Annotated in this window: 14 protein-coding genes; 11 read left to right on the forward strand and 3 right to left on the reverse strand. The window is 37.0% G+C overall.

From position 1 onward, the window contains the following. The first annotated feature begins 122 nt into the window (after nt 1-122). The 5 genes from FY048_RS05215 (at nt 123) to FY048_RS05235 (ending at nt 8,642) form a co-directional block, all read left to right on the forward strand. Nucleotides 123-1,310, forward strand: coding sequence for an efflux RND transporter periplasmic adaptor subunit (locus FY048_RS05215; RefSeq protein WP_446090403.1), 1,188 nt, complete (start codon nt 123-125; stop codon nt 1,308-1,310). Beyond that, the gene (gene adeB, locus FY048_RS05220; protein WP_446090404.1) at nt 1,310-4,417 is read left to right on the forward strand and encodes a multidrug efflux RND transporter permease subunit AdeB; all 3,108 of its coding nucleotides are present in this window, start codon (nt 1,310-1,312) and stop codon (nt 4,415-4,417) included. Before FY048_RS05215 ends, adeB begins: the two co-directional genes overlap by 1 nt. A 78-nt stretch (nt 4,418-4,495) precedes the next feature. Next, entirely contained in the window at nt 4,496-5,896 is a 1,401-nt protein-coding gene (gene adeC / locus FY048_RS05225; RefSeq protein WP_446090405.1) for a multidrug efflux RND transporter AdeABC outer membrane channel subunit AdeC, read from the forward strand. A 698-nt stretch (nt 5,897-6,594) separates the two neighbouring features. Continuing rightward, nucleotides 6,595-7,149 carry a TetR/AcrR family transcriptional regulator gene (locus FY048_RS05230; protein ID WP_446090406.1) on the forward strand — a complete coding sequence of 185 codons (555 nt, stop codon included), beginning with the start codon at nt 6,595-6,597 and terminating at the stop codon, nt 7,147-7,149. A 188-nt stretch (nt 7,150-7,337) separates the two neighbouring features. Then, entirely contained in the window at nt 7,338-8,642 is a 1,305-nt protein-coding gene (locus FY048_RS05235; RefSeq protein ID WP_446090722.1) for an MFS transporter, read from the forward strand. Between the two features lie 366 nt (nt 8,643-9,008). On the opposite strand, the gene FY048_RS05240 is transcribed toward FY048_RS05235, so the two are convergent. Both FY048_RS05240 and FY048_RS05245 read right to left on the reverse strand, forming a co-directional pair. Further along, nucleotides 9,009-9,245 carry a VF530 family protein gene (locus tag FY048_RS05240; protein ID WP_016138115.1) on the reverse strand — a complete coding sequence of 79 codons (237 nt, stop codon included), beginning with the start codon at nt 9,243-9,245 and terminating at the stop codon, nt 9,009-9,011. A 587-nt stretch (nt 9,246-9,832) separates the two neighbouring features. Then, nucleotides 9,833-10,012, reverse strand: coding sequence for a hypothetical protein (locus FY048_RS05245; protein ID WP_446090407.1), 180 nt, complete (start codon nt 10,010-10,012; stop codon nt 9,833-9,835). 651 nt (nt 10,013-10,663) lie between these two features. Here FY048_RS05245 and FY048_RS05250 point away from each other — a divergent pair. The 6 genes from FY048_RS05250 to FY048_RS05275 all read left to right on the forward strand — a co-directional run bounded on the left by FY048_RS05250 (nt 10,664) and on the right by FY048_RS05275 (nt 17,509). Further along, the gene (locus FY048_RS05250) at nt 10,664-10,954 is read left to right on the forward strand and encodes a hypothetical protein (RefSeq protein WP_446090408.1); all 291 of its coding nucleotides are present in this window, start codon (nt 10,664-10,666) and stop codon (nt 10,952-10,954) included. A gap of 496 nt (nt 10,955-11,450) precedes the next feature. After that, nucleotides 11,451-11,984 (forward strand): fimbrial protein, encoded by a 534-nt coding sequence (locus tag FY048_RS05255; protein WP_000731817.1) that lies wholly within the window; start codon nt 11,451-11,453, stop codon nt 11,982-11,984. Nucleotides 11,985-12,070: 86 nt separating this feature from the next. Beyond that, entirely contained in the window at nt 12,071-12,805 is a 735-nt protein-coding gene (locus FY048_RS05260) for a fimbrial biogenesis chaperone (RefSeq protein WP_446090723.1), read from the forward strand. A 58-nt stretch (nt 12,806-12,863) separates the two neighbouring features. Beyond that, nucleotides 12,864-15,422: a fimbria/pilus outer membrane usher protein gene (locus FY048_RS05265; protein WP_446090409.1), complete on the forward strand. Its 2,559-nt coding sequence runs from the start codon at nt 12,864-12,866 to the stop codon at nt 15,420-15,422. Continuing rightward, complete coding sequence (locus FY048_RS05270; protein ID WP_446090410.1) at nt 15,419-16,447, forward strand: fimbrial protein; 1,029 nt, start codon at nt 15,419-15,421, stop codon at nt 16,445-16,447. The genes FY048_RS05265 and FY048_RS05270 overlap by 4 nt, the downstream gene beginning before the upstream one ends. Before the next feature lie 120 nt (nt 16,448-16,567). Next, nucleotides 16,568-17,509, forward strand: coding sequence for a DUF4882 family protein (locus FY048_RS05275; protein ID WP_446090411.1), 942 nt, complete (start codon nt 16,568-16,570; stop codon nt 17,507-17,509). Nucleotides 17,510-17,565: 56 nt separating this feature from the next. Here FY048_RS05275 and FY048_RS05280 read toward each other — a convergent pair whose 3' ends face one another. Further along, nucleotides 17,566-18,675, reverse strand: a complete 1,110-nt coding sequence (locus FY048_RS05280) for an S-(hydroxymethyl)glutathione dehydrogenase/class III alcohol dehydrogenase (RefSeq protein WP_446090412.1) — start codon at nt 18,673-18,675, stop codon at nt 17,566-17,568. Between the last annotated feature and the right edge of the window lie 117 nt (nt 18,676-18,792).

Raw genomic sequence — 18,792 nt, forward strand, 5'->3', positions numbered from 1 at the left:
TTTCAAATCATCATACGCTAAATTATCAGTATTTCTCCACAGTTACTCCACACTTTAGTGACGATCGCTACACACTCATCAAAAATAATGTCAGCATCGAAAACTCACTTGGTTTGGACAGTATGCAAAAGCATCTTTTACTTCCTGTATTTTTATCTATTGGGCTGGTATTACAGGGGTGTGGCTCACAAGAAACGGCTCAAGCTGAGCCAGCACCAGCCAAAGTCAGTGTATTAAGCATTCAATCGCAATCAGTTAATTTTAGTGAAAATCTTCCCGCACGTGTGCATGCATTCCGTACTGCTGAAATACGACCGCAAGTCGGAGGAATTATTGAAAGAGTTTTATTTAAACAAGGGAGTGAAGTTAGAGCAGGGCAAGCTTTATATAAAATTAATTCAGAAACTTTTGAAGCAGATGTAAATAGTAATAGAGCTTCACTCAATAAAGCTGAGGCAGAGGTTACGAGACTGAAAGTTCAGTTAGATCGCTATGAGCAGCTCTTACCAAGTAATGCAATTAGTAAGCAAGAAGTGAGTAATGCTCAAGCTCAATATCGTCAGGCGCTTGCTGATGTCGCACAAATGAAAGCTTTGCTCACCAGACAAAATTTGAATCTGCAATATGCAACTGTTCGAGCACCGATCTCGGGTCGTATTGGGCAATCTTTTGTCACTGAAGGCGCATTGGTTGGTCAAGGCGATACGAACACCATGGCCACAATCCAACAGATTGATAAAGTCTACGTCGATGTAAAGCAATCAATTAGTGAATATGAGCGTCTACAAGCGGCTTTAAAAACTGGTGAGTTGTCTGCAAACAGTGAAAAAACTGTGCGTATTTCTAATAGCCAAGGACAACAATATAACGTCACAGCAAAAATGTTGTTTGAAGATATTAATGTGGATCCTGAAACAGGTGATGTGACTTTCCGTATTGAAGTAAATAATACCGAAAGAAAACTACTTCCTGGTATGTATGTGCGAGTCAATATTGACCGAGCTTCAATTCCACAAGCCTTATTAGTTCCAGCTCAAGCGATTCAACGCAATATCAATGGTGAACCTCAGGTATATGTGATTAATCCAAAAGGATTGGCTGAAGTTCGTCCTATTGAAATTGGACAGCAATATGAACAGTACTATATCGCCAATAAAGGCTTAAAAGTCGGTGACAAAATCGTTGTTGAAGGCATTGAACGTATCAAGCCAAATCAAAAACTGGCAATGACAACGTGGAAAAAGCCTGCATCAGAAAATAATGCTTCAAATGTAGAAACAAAACCCTCTACAAATCAAGGAGCTCAATAATGATGTCACAATTTTTTATTCGACGTCCTGTTTTTGCATGGGTCATCGCAATTTTTATTATATTGTTTGGATTACTTAGTATTCCTAAACTGCCGATTGCTCGTTTCCCTAGTGTAGCTCCGCCTCAAGTGAACATTAGTGCGACTTATCCGGGGGCAACTGCTAAAACGATTAATGATAGTGTTGTCACTTTAATTGAGCGAGAGTTATCGGGTGTAAAAAATCTACTTTATTATAGTGCGACAACGGATACTTCGGGCACAGCAGAAATTTCTGCAACCTTCAAACCGGGTACAGATGTCGAAATGGCTCAGGTTGATGTCCAGAATAAAATCAAAAGTATTGAATCACGATTACCACAGGTTGTACGTCAACAAGGTTTACAAGTTGAAGCCTCATCTTCAGGCTTCTTGATGCTGGTCGGTATTAACTCTCCGAATGGCCAATATTCAGAAGTAGATTTAAGTGATTATCTGGTTCGAAATGTCGTAGAAGAGCTAAAACGTGTTGAAGGCGTTGGTAAAGTCCAATCTTTTGGTGCAGAGAAAGCCTTACGCATTTGGGTCGATCCAAATAAATTGGTTTCCTATGGTTTATCAATTAGTGATGTAAACAATGCAATTCGTGAAAATAATGTTGAAATTGCACCGGGGCGCCTAGGTGATTTACCTGCAAATAAAGGTCAACTGATTACGATTCCATTGTCAGCGCAAGGTCAGCTATCAAGTGTTGAACAATTTAGGAATATCAGCTTAAAAAGCAAAACCAACGGAAGTGTAATTCGTCTGTCCGATGTCGCGAATGTTGAAATCGGATCACAAGCCTACAACTTTGCTATTTTAGAAAATGGTAAACCCGCTACTGCTGCCGCAATCCAGTTAAGCCCGGGTGCGAACGCCGTAAAAACAGCAGAAGGTGTTAGAGCAAAAATTGAAGAATTAAAGTTGAACTTACCAGAGGGCATGCAGTTTAGTGTTCCTTACGACACCGCGCCGTTTGTTACAATTTCAATTGAAAAGGTAATTCACACATTACTTGAAGCGATGGTTCTGGTTTTCATTGTGATGTATTTATTTTTGCACAATGTACGCTATACGCTTATTCCAGCGATTGTTGCACCTATTGCGTTACTTGGTACTTTTACCGTGATGCTGCTTGCTGGCTTCTCAATTAACGTACTTACCATGTTCGGTATGGTGCTTGCCATCGGGATTATTGTCGACGATGCGATTGTCGTTGTTGAAAACGTCGAAAGGATTATGGCGACCGAAGGTTTAAATCCTAAAGAAGCGACATCTAAGGCAATGAAAGAGATTACCAGTCCTATTATTGGTATTACCTTAGTATTGTCTGCTGTATTTTTACCAATGGCTTTTGCGAGTGGTTCGGTCGGGATCATTTATAAACAATTTACGCTGACCATGTCCGTGTCTATTTTATTCTCGGCTTTATTGGCACTCATTTTAACACCTGCACTTTGTGCAACCATTTTAAAACCTATTGATGGTCATAATCAGAAGAAAGGCTTCTTTGCATGGTTTGATCGTAGCTTTGATAAAGTGACGAAAAAGTATGAATTGATGCTCCTTAAAATCATCAAACATACAGTTCCAGTCATGATGATCTTTGTGGTGATTACAGGCATTACCTTTGCTGGAATGAAGTATTGGCCAACAGCATTTATGCCAGAGGAAGATCAAGGCTGGTTTATGACATCTTTCCAATTACCATCGGATGCAACGGCAGAACGTACTCGAAACGTAGTGAATGAATTTGAAAATTCGCTTAAAGACAAACCCGATGTCAAAAGTAATACGACGATTATGGGATGGGGATTTAGTGGTGCAGGACAAAACGTAGGTGTTGCTTTCACGACCTTAAAAGATTTCAAAGAGCGAACTTCTTCGGCAACTGAAATGACAAATGCAGTCAATGCATCAATGGCGAACAGTGCGGAAGGTGAAACAATGGCGGTACTTCCACCTGCTATTGATGAACTGGGTACATTCTCAGGCTTTAGTTTACGTTTACAAGATCGTGCAAACTTAGGTATGCCTGCTTTATTGGCTGCCCAAGACCAACTTATGCAGATGGCTGCCAAGAACAAAAAGTTCTATATGGTGTGGAATGAAGGTTTACCACAAGGTGACAATATTTCTTTAAAAATTGACCGTGAAAAGCTTAATACCCTTGGTGTTAAATTCTCAGACGTTTCAGACATCATTTCAACCTCAATGGGTTCAATGTATATCAATGACTTCCCAAATCAGGGTCGTATGCAACAAGTGATTGTACAAGTTGAAGCTAAATCACGTATGCAACTCAAAGATATCTTGAACTTGAAAGTGATGGGTTCGAGCGGCCAATTGGTTTCTTTGTCTGAAGTAGTAACACCTCAATGGAACAAAGCACCGCAACAATATAATCGTTACAACGGACGACCATCTTTAAGTATTGCCGGCATTCCTAACTTCGATACATCTTCAGGCGTGGCAATGCGTGAAATGGAACAGTTGATTGCTAAGTTGCCTAAAGGTATTGGCTACGAATGGACTGGTATTTCTCTACAAGAAAAGCAGTCTGAATCTCAAATGGCCTTTTTACTTGGTTTATCAATGTTAGTGGTGTTTCTTGTATTGGCTGCACTCTATGAAAGCTGGGCGATTCCACTTTCTGTGATGTTAGTTGTTCCACTTGGTATTTTCGGTGCAATCATTGCCATTATGTCGAGAGGTCTAATGAATGACGTGTTCTTCAAAATTGGACTCATTACGATTATTGGTCTATCCGCAAAGAACGCCATCTTGATTGTTGAGTTTGCAAAAATGCTTAAAGAGGAAGGCATGAGTTTGATTGAAGCCACAGTTGCAGCAGCCAAACTTCGTTTACGACCAATCTTGATGACGTCTCTTGCTTTCACATGCGGTGTAATTCCTCTCGTAATTGCAACAGGTGCAAGTTCTGAGACTCAACATGCTTTAGGTACTGGTGTATTTGGGGGCATGATCTCGGCAACGATTCTGGCTATTTTCTTTGTTCCCGTGTTCTTTATCTTCATTTTGGGCGCCGTGGAAAAGCTAACTTCTAAGAAAAAAATCTCATCTTAAGTTAAATGCATCAGGGGAAATACTCAATTTCCTCTGATGCGTCCTATGCTCAACTCATTTTATTATTTGGAGAATACTATGTCGAAAGTGGCAATCGTATCTCGTGGACTCGTTGTTTCTGCACTTTCTGTTGCACTCGTTGCATGTGTAAATATGCAAGCACCACAGCCGACAGCGATTTCTCATATTCCTCAAAATTTTGCTCAGAATTCTTTAGGAACAACCATTGCGGAGAAAAGTTATAAAGAGTTTATTTCTGACCCTAAATTATTACAGGTCATTGAAATAGGTCTAAACAATAATCGGGATTTACGGACTGCTACGCTTAATATTGAGCGCGTACAGCAACAATACCAAATCACAAAAAATAGCCAGCTTCCGACCATTGGCGTAACGGGAAATGCTGTACGACAGGTTAGCCCATCTATTAACCCGAACAACCCAGTTTCTACACTTCAAGTTGGCTTAGGAATGACTGCCTATGAGCTAGACTTTTGGGGCCGTGTTCAAAATTTAAAAGATGCTGCATTAAATAACTATCTTGCAACTCAAAGTGCGAAAGAAGCTGTGCAAATTGGTTTAATTAGTAACATCACGCAGGTCTGGCTAAATTATGCTTTTGCACAAGCCAATTTAAACCTTGCTGAGCAAACCTTAAAAGCACAAGTCGATGCTTATAATCTTAATAAGAAGCGCTTTGATGTCGGAATTGATAGTGAAGTGCCATTAAAACAAGCACAAATTTCGGTAGAGACTGCTAGAAACGATGTCGCAACTTATAAGACCCAAATTCTACAGGCAAAAAATCTACTAGATTTGTTAGCAGGTTCTCCTGTTCCTGAAAACTTACTTCCAAGTGATTCAATTAAAAACATTACCCTTGAGAAAAATTTTGCAGCGGGTTTACCAAGTGATTTGTTCAATCATCGTCCAGATCTTAAAGCTGCTGAATATGGCTTACGAGCGGCAGGAGCAAATATTGGTGCTGCTAAAGCGCGAATGTTCCCAACCATAAGCCTTACTGGTTCTACGGGTTATGCATCGACTGAACTTAAAGATTTATTTAAGTCGGGTAATTTTGCATGGTCAATTGGACCAAGTGTTGATCTACCAATTTTTGATTGGGGAACAAGAAAGGCGGGTATCAAAATTGCTGAAATAGACCAAAAAGTTGCTTTATCAGAATATGAAAAGTCTATTCAAACAGCCTTTAAAGAAGTGAATGATGCGCTTGCTACACATGCACATATTGAAGAGCGCTTAGATGCGCAGCGCCGTTTAGTTTCTGCCACATCCGCAACATATAAACTTTCAATGGCACGCTATAAAGCTGGAGTTGATAGTTATTTTACGGTTTTAGATGCGCAACGTTCTGCGTATGCAGCACAGCAAGGACTACTGGCACTTGAACAGTTCAAATTAAATAACCAGATTGAAATTTATAAAGTTTTAGGAGGGGGATTATCTAAAGAATCATAATCATTGTAATTCATATTTCTAGTTGAAGCTTGTTCCAATCTCTTAAATCAGCGCAAATGAAAAAAAGAGTGTCTTCAACTAGAAAACTTAAAAAAACAAAATGATTATTCACATTTACTTAAGACTTTCCTTAATTGTGTAATTAAATGAAAAACAATAATTAATTAAATAATTTCTAGCCAATTTCACATTGACACCTTAATTTTTGAAGATTACCATTTGCCTGCTGGCCACATTGCCAGTCGGTTTTAGCAGACCGCATAATAACTCCCGCATCAGAGCCATTCCTTCTGAGGAACAGCCTTGTGTGGTGAACTACTCGTTCCCTCCCGTAGCGGTAGGACGGGAGAGGGACACCTTCGGGTGTGCTAGTTTGAGTTATTACTAGTCTGCTAACCCTCTTCCGTTCTGCCACCATAATTTAAAATGTCTGGCAGAACTCCCTATAGAAGGAGTTGGCTTTGCACATTCATTATTTCTTGGCAGTCCTTGCCAAAAGCTATAACGACACAACTTAAAAATTTAAAGCAGCTTGATCACCCAAAGGTTTTCAGGCTTTAAGTCATTACGGCTCAAAAAACTTGCATCAACAATAAAACTTGAGATGTGCCAAGCACAGTCTTACGGCTTTGCTATGCCTTTTTTCTCCCAGAAAAGTATCTCTTTTAGAAACAACAAGAATTTATAACGGTAAAACTATGTCAGATTTAGAAATCTCTTCCAAAAAATTACAGGTTATTCGTACGGCGATACGCTTATTTACCACCCATGGTTTTCACACAGCGGGAATAGACCTGATTGTGAAAGAATCTGAAATAACCAAAACCACTTTTTATAACTACTTTGCCTCAAAAGAGTGCCTAATTGAAATGTGTATCGCCTTTCAAAAGAGGCTCCTTAAAGAAGAAGTACTGTCAATTATTTACTCAAACCGATACTACACTTCAAGCGATAAACTCAAAGAAATTGTGCGTTTACATGTCTGTTCTAATAGCCTGTATCACTTATTACTCAAAGCCATATTTGAAATTAAACTCGTTTATTCGCAGGGTTACCGCATGGCGGTTGAATATCGAAAATGGCTACTTCATGAGATTTTTGATCTGGTTTTTAGTCTAGAAACCTGTGCAATAAAACCCGATGCCAACATGGTGTTAAACCTAATCGATGGCTTGATGATGAAATTCCTAAGTTCCAATAATTTGGAAGAAAGAGATGTCATGCTAGAGCTGTTTTTTAAAACAAATATTTGAATATAAAAGAATAATTTAAAAATATGGTGTGATGAGTGACAGTAAGCACCGTACGATAAATCAAAAAATAATCTTTTGACTTTGTGGGGATAATATTGTTATTTTGTTTTACGTTATTCGTAAATTAATTATGAATAACGTAATTAAAATGAGAATAATTGAAAGCGCAACATGGAGAAAGGATGACCATGAAAGAAGTTGCATTAAGTGATTTGATTAATCAGCAGAAAGTTGGACGTTATCAGAAATTTATTTTGTTCACCTGTTTATTGCTAATGATTATGGATGGTTATGACATTCAGTCCATGGCTTACGCAGCCCCCATGATTATTGAAGAATGGGGCGTTCATAAAACCATGCTAGGCGTTGTGTTTAGTGCCAGCTTATTTGGTTTGTTTGTTGGATCATTTTTATTAAGTTCACTTTCCGATCGTTTTGGCCGCCGTCCAGTCCTACTGATCTCAACCTTTATGTTCTCCATATTGATGCTGGTCACACCACATGTCGGCAATATTGAGCAATTGACTGCAATCCGCTTTGTTACAGGAATTTTTTTAGGAGGTATCATGCCAAATGTCATGGCTTATAGCTCCGAAATTGTTCCATATAAATCTCGTATTTTCACCATGATGGTTATTTCTTGTGGCTATACGGTCGGGGCAATGTTGGGAGGAGGCATATCCGCCTTATTAGTTCCTTGGGGAGGATGGCAGGCGATTTTCTATTTTGGAGGTATTGTTCCTTTAATTATTTTCTTTATCACGTTCTTTAAGCTGCCAGAGTCTTTATATTTCTTAAGTGAAAATAGCAAAAATACGCCCAAAATTTTATTTTGGTTAAAGAAATTCTATCCTGCATTAACATTCAATTCAGAGCTGAAAATCATTAATACGACTGAAGTTCAGGTTAAGAAGTCACCACTGGAGTTATTTAAAAATAAGCGTGCGTTTTTTACCTATTCTATCTGGATCATCAGTATTTTAAACATGATCAGTCTCTATTTTCTGGCGAACTGGCTACCGACTTTGTCTAAAGAGTCTGGGCTGTCATTAAATCAAGCATTGATGATCGGCTCTACTCTACAATTAGGCGGTACGATTGGTAGTATCGTGATGGGCCTTAAAATCGATAAGACTGGATTTTATAAAGTATTAATTCCTGTTTTTTTAGTTGCAGTGATTAGTGTTGCTTTAATTGGCTATGTAGTTAGCCATATTGTTTTATTATTTATCATCATTTTTATTGCTGGCTTTGCAATTGTTGGTGGGCAACCTGCCATTAATGCGCTGTCTGCGAGTTATTACCCAGTTTCACTTCGTACCACTGGGGTGGGCTGGAGTATTGGAATTGCCCGTTTGGGTTCGGTCATTGGTCCGTTATTTGGTGGCTATCTTTCTCAATTTTTGGTTATTACCCATTTATTTGTGATTGCTGCAATACCTTCGTTGTTCGTTATTATCATGCTGATGATTCAGGCTAAGTATCGATCATAGCGCTACAAGAGAATGAGCGGGAGAGGTTACTTGAGTATTTTTTACTGCAATTAGAGATGTGAGAGTCGAGAGGGCTCTCACAGTTAAACTTGATTGTGCTAAGCTAGTCGATCAGATTGTTACATCTCTAGATATTTTTTCAAATAGTGGCCAATAATCCATTCTGCTTGGCTAATGATGTCTAGATTATGTTCAATAACGATTTACTTAGAGTACTAAAATAATAACTTATAAAATATTTGGTTTATGAACCTAACTATGAATACGTATTTTCTTACTAAAAAAGTCTTAAGAATAGGCTAAATTTGTCTAGGAGGTGGTGGCAGTCCACCACTAATTAAAATGCTGAGGCTAGGTTTTTGATAGCTACGATTTCTGTTTGGCTTTTTGACGTAAGACATACAAATATAAGCTTTCTACTTTTTCACGTGCCCATGGTGTGGTACGTAAGAATCGTAATGATGATTTAACACTTGGATCTATGGAAAAGCATCTAATTTCAATTTTACGATTTAAGCCTTCAAATCCACCGTAGTAATCCAATAATTCATCCAAAATGTCAGCAAGCTTTTTGCCGTGTAAAGGGTCATTGGAGGCGTTCATAATAGATCAACAATATTTTGAGAGTCCATTATTATAACCTGAGCTAGTTGGAATCCAAAGAATAGCTGTACACACGTACTATATCAGTTTTTCCAAGCCTGTAAAGGGTATTTTGAAAATTTACTTATGAATTTCAATAAGATATAAAATATTCTGCGTATTGCAATTTAGCCTAAGCAAATTAATAGCTTTAGTAGCCAAAAGGTGATTTAGCAAAAGAAATCTTTATGGCAGCCAGTAACCACAAATACAGCCAGTAAAATTGATAAGTAGCTTAAGCATTCTAGCTAGGGCAAACATAAAGGTTAGAAATAGGGTTTAGCTAATTCAAGTCGTTAAGAGTGCCAGGGCTTAGTAAGTTGCTTACAGTTGGCAAGCTTTTAATAATTCAATGTAGTGAAGCATAAACGGCGTAGTAACAATGCAGAGTAGCCAGAGCCTTATATATGGTAGGTTTCCAGATATCGGATTTAACATAATATACATTATGCGAACAATTGTATTGTTTTAGTATAAGCCTTTGATTCTGTTACCGTACGTTATTAGCTCTGGCAATTTTTTCTAACTGTAATGCCTTACCATTGCCACTAGTACGATAAAAATGATGACAACGTCACTGGAATAAAGATTTCTTTATTCAAAGAATACTTATAAAACTCAACCAAATGATGATGTTGCTCATCAAGTTTTATTCCCTGTGAACAGGAAACAATTTCCTCAAGTCCAAGGTCAAATTTCTGTGACTCTAGAATTAGACGAATATCCATTGTGCTTTTGTCTCCCGCACATGAATCTACCGTGAGTAATTTTCCTTTAATTAAAGAAGTCGTCTTTGAATATTACTTACTAGCTTTTCTCTAGCTTATATTTCAACTTAATATAAAAGTCTCAAAAATTAAAATCGCCAAATATGTCTCAATATTTTAAAATACAGTGACTGGTTTTGATTTATTTATTGTGCATTAATTATATTTGATAAATAAACGTGATTCATTTTTATTATACAAATAAAATGTAAAATGAATCACGTTTTAAATAAAATTATTATCTTTGTTCTCTGTAATCATTTTGAAGTATAGGCACTAAAATTATAAAAAATAAATTACATATTTATTAAATATTTAACTGTATATTATTTAATATTTTAAATTTTATTATATTTTCCACTTCAATCCAACCTTAAAATTTAAATAAATATCAATAACTTAATTTAATTGTGGTGGCTATATAGGTATTGTAATTATGATATTAATTTATAATATTTTAATAGTTGTAACTATTAGATTGTTTAAAGTGATTTATGTGATTCATATCACATGAAAATTAATAATTTTTATTGGTTTAAAATTAATGATTGTTTTTAAATTAAAAGTAATGTATCAAATATATATAAACTATTTTATAAATAGGTATATAAAATGAAAAATAATATTTTTAAACTTCTTATTCTGATGGTAATTTCCACTTACCCACTATTTTGTTATGCAAATAACACAATAATGCTAAGAGGAAATATTGTTGAAGATACATGTTCAACAGAACATAGCGAGATTGAATGTGTTGAGGTAAATAATTTAAATATTAAACTTGATAGTGAATATTTAAACAAAAATAGTCTTTCTAACTTAGCTCAACATACTGAGAAAATGGATACTAGTATTGAGAGTATAGGTTCTAACCGTAAAGTTGTGGTTATTAACTATCATTAACTTAATTTAGGCACAGCATATGAGGCTGTTCCTACAATAAGCATGATTAAAGAGTGATTTGTCGAACTCATCGCATTTTTTATGAGTTAAAGGATGAGTCACTCTTTTTTTTATAAAAAATGACTATTTGTATGTTTTCTCTATATACATGTACATAATTTATTCTATATAATTGTATTCTAAGAATTTAAGCTTATTTTTCACATAAATTGTTTAATTCTTTTCTATTTACATAGTGTTCTTATGTAACTTGCTTATCTCTGCGGTTCCGCATTTTGAAAAAATAAAAAAATCTTTTATAAACAGCTATATCGCCTATGATCGTTAGTCTTTAAGCCTTTATTTTTAATGTGATTCAGTTATTGTTATAAAAAAATAATGTGATGTAGTTTGCATTTTGTTTAGAAAGTGTTAGTATTGTTACATTACTTTTCAAGACGTCAAACACTGGAAAAGTAAGAAAATAAACTTTTATCCAGACTTTTGAGAAAACACTATGAAAAAACTTGCTTTGATTGCTGCTCTTTCGGTTGTAGGAATTGCGAATGCTCAAGCTGCTGATGGTACAATTACAATTAATGGTTTAGTTACTGACAAAACTTGTGACATCGTTACTCCAGCTGGTAAAGACTTCACAGTTACTCTTCCAACTGTTTCTAAGCAAACTTTAGCTGTTGCTGGGGATGTTGCTGGTCGTACTCCTTTCCAAATTAAATTAGCTAACTGTTCTGAAGGTAAAGTAGCTACTTACTTCGAACCAGGTGCTAACGTTGACTTTAATACTGGTCGTTTACTTAACAAAGACGCTACTGGTGCTAAAAACGTTAACGTTCAACTTTTAGGTAGCAACAACAACTTCATCCCAGTTCTTGCTGCTGGTGCAAACGGTGCTCAAGCTAACTCTCAATGGGTTGACGTAGCTGCAGCTGGTAGCGCAGACCTTAACTACTATGCTGAATACTATGCAACTGGCGCTTCTACTGCTGGTAAAGTAAACACTTCTGTTCAATACACAATTATCTATCAATAATTGATGGATGAGAGGGTTTCTATGTAAACATAGGAGCCCTCTTTTTGTGGCGCTTTCCCGAATCTTTCTTGGTTGAGAATTCTGAAATGAAATTGAACAGTTATAATTTTTTGTTAGGTGTGGCATTTGCTTCAGCAGTTGTTGCACCTGCTACTCAAGCAGAAATTGTAATTCATGGCACTCGTGTGATTTATCCTTCGGATGCTCGCGAAGTTACACTACAGGTTAGTAATAACGGTTCAAAACCAGCACTCGTCCAAGCATGGCTTGATGAAGGCGACACAAAAAGTACTCCGGATCAGTCTAAAGTACCTTTTATGATTGCTCCTCCTATTTCTCGTGTTGAAGCTACAAAAAGTCAGACCCTTCGTATTACTGCTTTACCAACTGCTTCTCAGCTAAATCAAAAGCAAGAAACAGTTTTGTGGTTAAATGTTTTGGATATTCCTCCACGACCAACTTCAAAAACTGAAAATACGACGCCTGATAACTTTCTGCAATTAGCAATTCGCTCACGTATTAAATTCTTCTATCGTCCAGCTTCGATTAAAGAGGACGTGAATTTAGCAGCTGATAAGCTTCAATGGGTTAAATCTGGTCAAAATTTAACGGTAAAAAATCCAACTCCTTTTCATATCACGATGACCTCTGTTTACCAAAAGGCAGGTGATAAAAAAGTTGATTTATTACCTCAAGGGTTAATGATTAAACCTTTTTCTGAAGAGTCTGTTCAGCTTAAGAACGGCAATCTTCAAGATATGAGTTTTATGAATGTCAATGACTATGGTGGTCGAGTCGAACACCAAATAAAACTTCAGTAATCAGATTTATCTTTTTAATAAATTTAAGCACCTATTATGTGAGTAGGCGGACTTAGCTATGCCAAAAAAAAGGCAAGAATCTTATAAATTATTAAAACGCCATATTTGTTACTACTTGGCTTCTGGTGTTGTCACAATGACAATGCCTGTATTCGTGCACGCTGAAGAAGCCGCCGCGAGTGCTCCTGTAGAAGCTGAATTTGATTCTGCTTTTTTAATTGGTGATGCTCAAAAAGTTGATATTTCTCGTTTTAAATACGGTAACCCTGTTTTACCAGGTGAATATAATGTTGACGTTTATGTAAACGGCCAATGGTTTGGCAAACGTCGTATGTTTTTTAAAGCATTAGAATCAAATAAAAATGCTGTAACCTGCTTTACGGGAAATACACTTGCTGAATATGGTGTAAAACAAGAGATTTTAGCGCAGCATGCTCCTCTTCAAAAAGAAAATAGTAGTTGTTATAAAATTGAAGAGTGGGTTGAAAATGCATTTTATGAGTTCGATAACTCTCGTTTACGTGTAGATATCTCGATTCCACAAGTTGCTTTGCAAAAAAATGCGCAAGGCTATGTTGACCCAAGTCTATGGGATCGCGGGATTAATGCTGCTTTTCTATCGTATAACGGTAGTGCATACAAAACATTTACTCAGTCAAATGATCAAAGCGAAACAACAAACGCATTTATGGGCGTGACTGCTGGACTAAATTTAGGTGGTTGGCAATTACGTCATAATGGTCAATGGCAATGGCAAGATACCCCTGCTGAAAATCAATCTAAATCAAGTTACGAAGAAACAAGTACTTACTTACAACGTGCATTTCCGAAATATCGTGGTGTTTTAACACTTGGGGATAGCTTTACAAACGGCGAAGTATTTGACTCTTATGGCTATCGTGGTATCGATTTCTCAAGCGATGATCGAATGCTGCCGAATAGTATGCTTGGTTATGCTCCGCGTATTCGTGGTAATGCTAAAACCAATGCAAAAATCGAAGTTCGTCAACAAGGCCAACTGATCTATCAAACAACTGTAGCACCAGGTAACTTCGAAATTAATGACCTTTACCCTACTGGTTTTGGTGGTGAAATTGAAGTTTCTGTTATCGAAGCTAATGGTGAAATACAGAAATTTTCTGTGCCTTATGCATCTGTTGTACAGATGCTACGCCCTGGTATGAATCGTTATTCTTTAACTGTAGGCCAGTTCCGTGATTCAGACATTGATATTGACCCTTGGGTTGTTCAAGGTAAATACCAACAAGGTATTAATAACTACCTAACAGGCTATACAGGCATACAAGCAACGGAAAATTATGCCGCTATATTGTTGGGTGCTGCTTTTGCTACACCAATTGGTGCAGTTGCGTTGGATATTACCCACTCTGAAGCTGAGTTTGAAAAACAGTCATCACAATCAGGTCAAAGTTTCCGTTTAAGTTATAGTAAGTTGATTACTCCAACTAACACCAACTTAACACTAGCAGCTTATCGTTACTCAACAGAAAACTTCTATAAATTACGTGATGCTCTACAGATTCGTGATTTTGAAGAAAAAGGTATTAATACTTACTCTGCTGGTCGTCAACGTAGTGAATTCCAAATTACCTTGAACCAAGGCTTACCTGAAGGTTGGGGTAACTTCTATGTAGTGGGTTCGTGGGTTGATTACTGGAACCGTAGCGAAAGTACTAAACAATATCAGCTTGGTTATAGTAATAATTTCCATGGCTTAACTTATGGTTTATCTGCAATTAACCGTAAAGTTGAGTATGGCTCAACGAATCAAACACACGATACTGAATATTTAATGACATTATCGTTCCCAATTGATTTCAAAAAGAATTCAGTTAACGTCAACGTTACTGCTTCTGAAGACAGCCGTACTGTTGGTGCAAGTGGAATGGTTGGAGATCGCTTTAGTTACGGCGCTTCAATGTCGCATCAGGATTATGCGAATCCATCATTTAACGTAAATGGTCGTTATCGTACTAACTATACAACTGTTGGTGGTTCTTATAGTGTGGCTGATTCTTACCAACAAGCAATGGTTAGCTTAACTGGTAGTGTGGTTGCACACTCAGAAGGTATTTTATTTGGACCTGAACAAGGCCAAACGATGGTACTTGTGCATGCGCCAGAAGCTGCCGGTGCAAAAGTTAATAATGCCGTTGGTTTAAGCGTGAATAAAGCGGGTTATGCCGTAGTTCCTTATGTTACCCCGTACCGTCTTAATGACATTACTCTTGACCCACAAGAAATGTCGAGCGAAGTAGAACTTGAAGAAACAAGTCAACGTATTGCACCTTTTGCTGGCGCAATTGCTAAAGTAGATTTTGCGACTAAAACTGGTTATGCGGTTTATATTAATAGTAAAACTGTAGATGGCAACAGCTTACCGTTTGCAGCTCAAGTCTTTAATCAGAAAGATGAAGCTGTTGGTATTGTTGCACAAGGTAGTATGATTTACTTACGTACTCCACTTGCTCAAGATCGTCTCTATGTGAAATGGGGTGATGAAAGTAATGAGCGTTGTTCAGTTGAGTACAACATTAGTAATCAGTTGCAAAATAAGCAACAAAGCATGGTAATGACTGAGGCTGTCTGCAAATGAAAAGAATATTATTAACAGGTGCTCTACTTACTGTTGGTCTTGGTATATATAGCGAGGCTAATGCTTCCTGTACTTTAGCCAATAACAAAGGAGGCTCATTTAGCACGGTTGACATTTCCATGGCCGTAGGTCGCGTTGTGGTCCGACCAAGTGATCCTGTTGGAATGATTTTAAGAAAAGCAACATTTCCAATTACCGACAATGGTTCAACAGCAAAATGTACGTCTTATAGCGATACTATTACTGCTGCACTTACTCAAGGCTATCCATTAAGCTCACTAGGGAATAATATCTATTCAACGAATATTCCTGGAATTGGTATTCGTTTGTACCGTGAAGCAGAAAATGCAACTAACTTTTCAGGGTATTATCCGTATACCCGTAGTTTAACACCAGGAACAACTTATAATCTTGCTACAGGATATTTTGTTGTCGAAATTGTGAAAACTGCGGCACAGACTGGTTCGGGTACATTAGTGCCTGGTTTATATAGTCGATACTATGTAAGTGGTTATGTAAACCGCCCTTTTTTAACCAGTACAGTTAACGGTAATGCAATTACCATTGCCTCCTCTTCATGTGAAATTCAAGGTAATATTAATAAAGTTGTACAGCTTCCGACTGTTACAAAGGCTGGGTTCAAAGGTGTTGGCTCAACTCAAGGCGAACAAACCTTTGATATGAACATTTTATGTAATGGCGGTACAAGTCCAACGGGTTATGAAGAGAAAAATGTTATTAGTTTAACTTACGACTTTACACAAGATGGTACAAATAGTCAGGTACTGGCAAATACGGCTGCCACATCTGAAAAAGCCAATGGTGTGGGTGTACAATTACTTTGGAATTACCAAAATAAAAATCAAGTCATCAAAAAAGGTGACAAATTAGCCTTAGGTACAGTGTCTTCTAACCAGATACTTCAATATAACGTACCGATGACTGCCCGCTACTATCAAACAGCAGCAAATGTGACTGCTGGTAAAGTACGCGCAATGGCTACTGTAACTATTGAATATGATTAATCATATTCAATAGTTTATAAAGCTAATAATTTCAAATAAATAAAAAATACAAATAACTTGAAAATAGATTTTTACTAAAAAAATTTCTCTAAAATTTTTTAATATTGATTAGGAACGATCATGAAAAAAATTAGTGTACTTGCACTCGGCATTGTTATTTTAGGTTGGACGATGTACCACCTCTCTTCCCCAAATACTACTTCTACTCTCTCCTCAAATAAAGTAGTAACATCTAGTAGAATAATTTTAGCTGATGATGAAGAAGAATCTAAAATATTCTTGGCAAGGCAACCCTCTAATCAACCTGAGATTTGCCAATATAATTTTGATGCAACACAAGAAGATTATGATTTATGGAATATTCAAAATATTGAAGAAGATACTCCGATCAAAAAATTTCCAGAAATAAGTGGCCAAAAATTCAGTTTTAGAATAGATCCTATGACTGCAAATGAATACTCTTACATAGAATACACAGAACAAACTAAAATCAAGCTCAATTCAATCAATGATATTGGAGATTTTGTATTACCGTATAAGGGTATTATTGCATTAGAAATTGAATTTAAAATTCCAACAATAGAGTTAGGTCAGTCTAATTATATATCTACTGTTTTTTTAACGGGAACCACTAATAATAGATATACAGTGCGTTTACATTATGGTTTTAATTCAGGGGCATATAGCACTGACTTTGGAAAAATTTCACCCAATGTAAACTACTCACTGACTTATCGCCTTAGTAATCTTAATGGTCCAGTTTTTAGTTATTATGACTCTAAGAAAGTGATATTCAATACCAATGGTTATCAACGTTTGGGAATATATATCAATCAAGATGCTAAACAGGTAGGCTTTATCTTAAATGGTGTTGATCTGGGATATAAGTCCAATTTGCCAGCTCCATTGGCAAATTTAAGTTTAATGCTTTCTAGTAGCGCAGGTGTATTTTCGGAACATTTATTTGGACAAGAGCTGTCTACTGAACTCATTACTGACCGTAATGCGCTACAGTTTAACTACCCTCAGGGTACAACAGACATGTGCGGTAATGCCATTTAAGATATAAAATTATAAGTTGTAAAAAAGGGCTGAATCACAGCCCTTTTTTATTTCATTTAGAAATGAATGACTGTACGGATTGATTTGCCTTCGTGCATTAAATCAAAAGCAGTATTAATGTCTTGTAAAGGCATAGTATGAGTCACAAAAGGCTCAAGTTGAATCTCACCTTTCATGGCATCTTCGACCATTTTTGGAAGTTGTGAGCGGCCTTTTACCCCACCAAAAGCAGTACCTAACCATTTACGGCCGGTAACCAACTGGAATGGACGAGTGGAAATTTCTTGACCTGTACCAGCAACACCAATAATAACGGATTGTCCCCAACCACGATGTGCACACTCTAGAGCCGAGCGCATAACATTGACGTTGCCAATACATTCAAATGAATGATCTACACCCCAGCCTGTCATTTCTACAATGACTTGTTGAATAGGTTTATCGTAATCTTTAGGATTTAAGAAATCTGTAGCACCAAATTGCTTAGCAAGTTCAAATTTATCTGGGTTTGTATCTACCACAATAATTTGCCCAGCTTTTGCTTGACGTGCACCTTGTACAACAGCCAAACCAATACCGCCTAAGCCAAATACAGCAACAGAATCACCTTCTTGTACTTTAGCTGTGTTATGCACGGCGCCAATACCTGTAGTCACACCACATCCAAGTAAACAAACTTGTTCGTGATTCGCTTCAGGATTGATTTTTGCTAAAGATACTTCTGCAACTACCGTATATTCACTAAAGGTTGAACAACCCATGTAGTGGTAAATCGGTTCACCATTGTAAGAAAAACGTGTGGTTCCATCTGGCATTACACCTTTACCTTGAGTCGCACGTACTGCAACACACAAGTTGGTTTTTCCAGATTTACAGAATAAGCACTCTTTACATTCAGCTGTATAAAGTGGAATCACATGATCCCCTGGTTGAACGCTTGTTACGCCCTCACCTACTTCAATCACAACACCTGCGCCTTCATGACCTAAAATGGCAGGAAAAACACCTTCTGGATCATCACCAGATAATGTAAAAGCATCGGTATGACATACCCCTGTATGGGTAATTTTTATTAAAACTTCACCCGCTTGAGGTGGTGCAACATCAACTTCAACAATCTCTAAAGGTTTTCCTGGGGCAAAGGCGACAGCTGCACGAGATTTCATCTTTGGGTTTCCTTTAAATCATTCGGTATTTATAGTCGAGCAAAATAGATTATGTAACAGTAATACAAGAGATTAATTTTGCTTAAATTAAAATTGGCTTTCATGACAATCCATCAC

The sequence above is a fragment of the Acinetobacter sp. 1124_18A genome (genome assembly GCF_052824995.1).